Source organism: Corallococcus sp. 4LFB (assembly GCF_046520365.1).
Classification (GTDB): Bacteria; Myxococcota; Myxococcia; order Myxococcales; family Myxococcaceae; genus Corallococcus; species Corallococcus caeni.
The window spans coordinates 1-4,432 of the sequence record NZ_JBKGHJ010000602.1; the positions used below are offsets into that span (position 1 = coordinate 1).

The window sequence follows — 4,432 nt, forward strand, 5'->3', positions numbered from 1 at the left end:
GGCGGGCCACGCACTCGTCCGCGCCCGCGCTGATCAGCGCCTCCGCCTCCTCACCGTCGCGCGTCGTCAGCACCACCAGCCACGTGCGCGTCGGCAACCGCCGCGCGTGCGCCCACTGGCAGCGCGCCTTCACGGCCTCCAGCGGGCCGCCATGGTCCCACAGGACGAGGAGCCCCTCGGGCAGCGGCTCCGGCGGGGACTCGACGCGGATCACGCGGCACGCGCGCCCTTCGGCCGTGGCGCACAGGTCACGCTCCACGTCCTGGGCCACCGTGGCTGGGACCGCCACCAGCATTGCGTGCACCGCGTCGCTCCTCGCGCCCCACGGGATCATTCCGCCCGTGTTGCCCGGCCGCATTGCAGCCTTGACCACACCAACCCGTCAACGCGGGGTCTCGCGGACTGCCCGTAGCCCATTTCCGGGTCCAGTGGGACTCAGATTTGCACGGAACTTCGCGCCACGGCGCGGGGGCCTACCTTGCAGGAAGGTAGGAGCGCACACCGCGCGCAGTGCTGGGGCACCGTCTTCGCCGGGCACGCGCCACTCATGCCGTAGTGGCACAAAGCAAAGTCGTAGCGGACGGGGTCTTCCGGGTCCAACGCTCGCAGCGACGCCGTCACCTCCTCCGCCGTGCGCCAGGTGAGGTCCGTGCGCTTCGTGAGCCCCAGGTGGAGCGCCATCCGTCCGATGTGCGTGTCCAATGGGACCAGCAGTGCTGATGCGGGCACCTGCTTCCAGATGCCGAAGTCCACCGCGTCCGGCCCGCGCACCATCCAGCGCAGGTACAGGTTGAGGCGCTTCGCCGCGCCCGGCCCCAGCGGCGACGGCAGCAGGTGGTGCAGGCCCCGCTCCGGGCCCATCGCCTTCCGGAGCGCGTCCATGGGCACGTCCCGCAGCGCGGCGGTGAAGGCCGCGAGCGCGCCGTGGAGCGTGCCGCTCGCCTTCCAGCCCTGGACGAACAGGGCCTCCAGGCTGCCGTGCTCGCGCAGCGCGCGGCCCATGCCCAGCAGCAGCACCGCGAGGTCGGTGCCCACGTTGAAGCGGTACACGAAGCCCGTGAGGAGCGCCTTCGCGCCCGCCACGTGAGCGCGCGCACGAAGGCCGCGGGCGACGGGCCCATCTGCCTCAGGAGCGCGTCCACCTTCGGGCGGAAGAGGTCCGCGCGCCCGTAGGCCAGCGCCGCCGCGAGCAGTGCGCTGACCTCCACGTCGCGCGGATCCGAGTAGCGGTGGGGGAACTCCACCGGGTCGAACCCGATGCGTGCCTTCGCGTCGGTGGAGGCCAGGAAGGCATCCAGGCGAGGACGCAGGCGCTCGGCGGCCTGGATGCTCAACCCTGTGTGCGCGACACGGCGCCTCTTCATCTCGCGGACTCCCACGTCGTGGGTAGGAACGCGGCGGGAGGGCCGCGTCCTTCCAGTCCTAACGCGTGAGCTCGCGCACCGCGTGACCCAGCTCCGGGAGGATGAGCGCGTCCAGCGCCAGCTTCACGGCCTGCGGCGAGCCCGGCAGCGCGAAGAGGATCATCCCCTGGTACGTGCCCGCCGTGGCGCGCGACATCATCGCGGGGCTGCCGATGCGCTGGTACGACAGCATCCGGAACAGCTCGCCGAAGCCGGGCAGCTCCTTGTCGAAGAGCGCGCGCAGCGTCTCCACCGTGCAGTCGCGCCGGCCAATGCCGGTGCCGCCCGTGAAGAGCACCGCGCGGGCCCCCGCCGCCTGCGCCTGCGCGAGCGCGCCCCGGATGGCCTCCGGATCATCCTTCACCACCGTGTGCCCGGCGACGGTGTGCCCCGCGGCGGCCAGGCCCTCGCGCAGGTCCTTCCCGCTGCCGTCGTGCGCCTCGTCCCGGCTGTCCGAGCACGTCACCACGTACGCGCTGACATGCACCGGCGCGCGCGACTTGTGCTCCGCCGCCACCGCCGAGCCCTCGTGCGAATGACCGTGGTCGTGGTCATGGCCGTGCGAGTGGTCGTGGTCGTGGTCGTGGTCGTGCGAGTGGCCGTGACCGTGGTCGTGCGAGTGGCCGTGGTGGTGATGGCCGTGACCGTGGTCATGGTCGTGATCGTGTCCGTCGTGTCCCATGGTGGACGCTCCTGAAGGCGGAAGGTGGCGGTGCGAGGGTCAGGCGTCGGGAAGGTCGACGACGAGGTTTCCGTCCTCGACCGTGAGCTGCACCGTCGGCTGGTCGTCACAGACGCCGGGGGAGGTGGCGTTGGCGCCCGTGTCCATGTCGAAGCCGACTTCGTGGCAGGGGCACACGACCATGTTGTCCTCGATGCGCCCGCCCGACAGCAGGCACCCGGCGTGGTTGCACCAGTCATCGAGGCCCTTGTAGCGGCCGTGGATCTTCGCGATGCAGACATTGCGCTTGCCCACTTCGTAGCCCCGCATCTCCCTCTCGGCGAAGTCCGCGGGTCCCAGCTTGATCTTCGTCATTGCGTTCCTTTTCCCACAACATGTCCGGGCCTGCACCCCTGTTCCCCCGGCATTAATTTCCCGACCGTGACTCCCGACGTGACACCCTCCACCGCCGTGCTCACCGACAAGGCGGCCGTCGCCCAGCTCCTCCGGGACATGTCCCTCTTGCTCCAGCTCCAGGGGCAGAGCGGCTTCCGCGTCCGCGCCTACGACATCGCCGCCGACCGCATCGCGAACCTGCCGCAGGAGCTGGGCGCCGTCGTCACCCAGGGCCGCCTGCAGGAACTCCAGGGCATCGGCCCGGGGCTCGCCGACAAGCTCACCGAGCTGGTGACGACCGGCCGCATGACGGCCTTCGAGGAGCTGAAGGCCCAGTTCCCCGCCGGCCTGCTGGAGCTGATGAAGCTGCCGGACGTGGGCCCGAAGAAGGTGGCGGCCCTGTGGAGCGAGCTCCAGGTGGGCAGCATCGAGGACCTGGAGCGCGCCTGCCGCGACGGCCGCGTGCGGGGGCTCAAGGGCTTCGGCGCCAAGAGCGAGGCGAAGCTCCTGGACGGCATCGCGGTGTACCGGCGCGCACGCGGTGAGCGGAAGCTGTTGGGAGACGCGCTGCCCATCGCGGAGGGGCTGCTGGAGCAGATCCGCCAGGCCCCCGGCGTGGTGCGCGCCAGCCTGGGCGGCAGCGTGCGCCGGCGCGCGGAGACGGTGTCCGACGTGGACCTCATCGCCTCCGCGGCGGACGCGGGGCCGGTGCTGGACGCGCTCGCGAACGCGCCGGGCGTGGCCACGGTGATTGGCAAGGGCGACAGCAAGTGCTCCGTGCGCATGGTGCAGGGCGACCTCCAGGTGGACCTGCGCGTGCTGCCGGACGAGGACTTCGCCACCGCGCTGCACCACTTCACCGGCTCCAAGGCGCACCACATCCGGCTGCGCAACCTGGGCCATGAGAAGGGCCTGAAGATTTCGGAGTGGGGCGTGCACCGCGAGGACGGCACCAAGGTCCCCGTCCCCGACGAGGCGACGCTGTACCGGCTGCTGGACATGCAGGAGGTGCCGCCGGAGCTGCGCGAGGACAACGGCGAGTTCGAGGCCGCGCGGGCCGGGAAGCTGCCGGAGGACCTGGTGACGCTCGAGGACGTGCAGGGCGCGGTGCATGCGCACAGCACCTGGTCCGACGGCCGCGACACGCTGGAGGAGATGGCGCGCGCGGCGCAGGCGCTGGGGCTCAAGTACCTCACCATCACCGAGCACAGCGAGGCGGCCATCCACGCGGGCGGCCTGAAGGTGGACGACCTCAAGCGGCAGTGGGAGGAGATCGACCGCGTGAACGCGGCGGTGCCCGGGGTGCGGCTGCTCAAGGGCATCGAGGTGGACATCCTGGAGTCGGGGGCGCTGGACTACGCGGACAGCGTGCTGGAGCAGCTGGAGGTCGTCATCGCCTCCATCCACGTGCGCCACTCCATGGACGAGGACCAGATGACGCGCCGGGTGCTGGCCGCGCTGGACAACCCGCACCTGCACATCCTGGGACACCCCACCGGGCGCCTCATCCAGAGCCGCGAGCCGTACGCGCTGCGCATGGAGGAGGTGCTGGAGCGCGCCCGCGAGCGCGGCGTCGCGGTGGAGATCAACGGCAAGCCGGCGCGCCTGGACCTCAAGGCCGAGTACGTGCGGCAGGCCGTGGGACTCGGGGTGAAGCTGGTGGTGAGCTGCGACGCGCACCGGCAGGAGGACCTGAAGAACCTGGCCTACGCGGTGGCCACGGCGCGCCGGGGCTGGGCGAGGAAGAAGGACATCCTCAACACCCGGTCCGCGGAGAGCTTCCTCGCCGCCCTGCGGGAGCGCTGATAGGCTCGCGGGCGCGAAGATGTTCCGCCCGCTCGTCCTCATCCCCGCCCTCCTCTCTTTCCTCCTGGCCCTGCCCACGCGGGCCGGCGCGGAGGCCCGTCCGTCGCGCGCCGACCTCCAGCGCGTGCTGGAGCTGCACGCCCGCTCGTCGGTGCGCGTGCGCGGC

At 71.6% G+C, this 4,432-nt stretch carries 3 protein-coding genes and 2 pseudogenes; 1 reads left to right on the forward strand and 4 read right to left on the reverse strand.

Annotated elements, in window-relative coordinates:
- From ACLEQD_RS37785 to ACLEQD_RS37800, 4 genes and pseudogenes are all read right to left on the reverse strand, one after another.
- Positions 1 to 295, reverse strand: a pseudogene (locus ACLEQD_RS37785) (hybrid sensor histidine kinase/response regulator); the annotation flags it as partial.
- Between the two features lie 140 nt (positions 296 to 435).
- Positions 436 to 1,364, reverse strand: a pseudogene (locus ACLEQD_RS37790) (TIGR02757 family protein).
- Between the two features lie 58 nt (positions 1,365 to 1,422).
- Positions 1,423 to 1,890, reverse strand: coding sequence for a molybdenum cofactor biosynthesis protein B (locus ACLEQD_RS37795; RefSeq protein ID WP_410390713.1), 468 nt, complete (start codon positions 1,888 to 1,890; stop codon positions 1,423 to 1,425).
- Between the two features lie 234 nt (positions 1,891 to 2,124).
- Positions 2,125 to 2,439: a Rieske (2Fe-2S) protein gene (locus tag ACLEQD_RS37800; RefSeq protein ID WP_171416198.1), complete on the reverse strand. Its 315-nt coding sequence runs from the start codon at positions 2,437 to 2,439 to the stop codon at positions 2,125 to 2,127.
- A gap of 66 nt (positions 2,440 to 2,505) precedes the next feature.
- Between ACLEQD_RS37800 and polX the strand changes: the two genes are divergently transcribed.
- The gene (gene polX, locus ACLEQD_RS37805) at positions 2,506 to 4,266 is read left to right on the forward strand and encodes a DNA polymerase/3'-5' exonuclease PolX (RefSeq protein WP_410390712.1); all 1,761 of its coding nucleotides are present in this window, start codon (positions 2,506 to 2,508) and stop codon (positions 4,264 to 4,266) included.
- Positions 4,267 to 4,432: the final 166 nt, after the last annotated feature.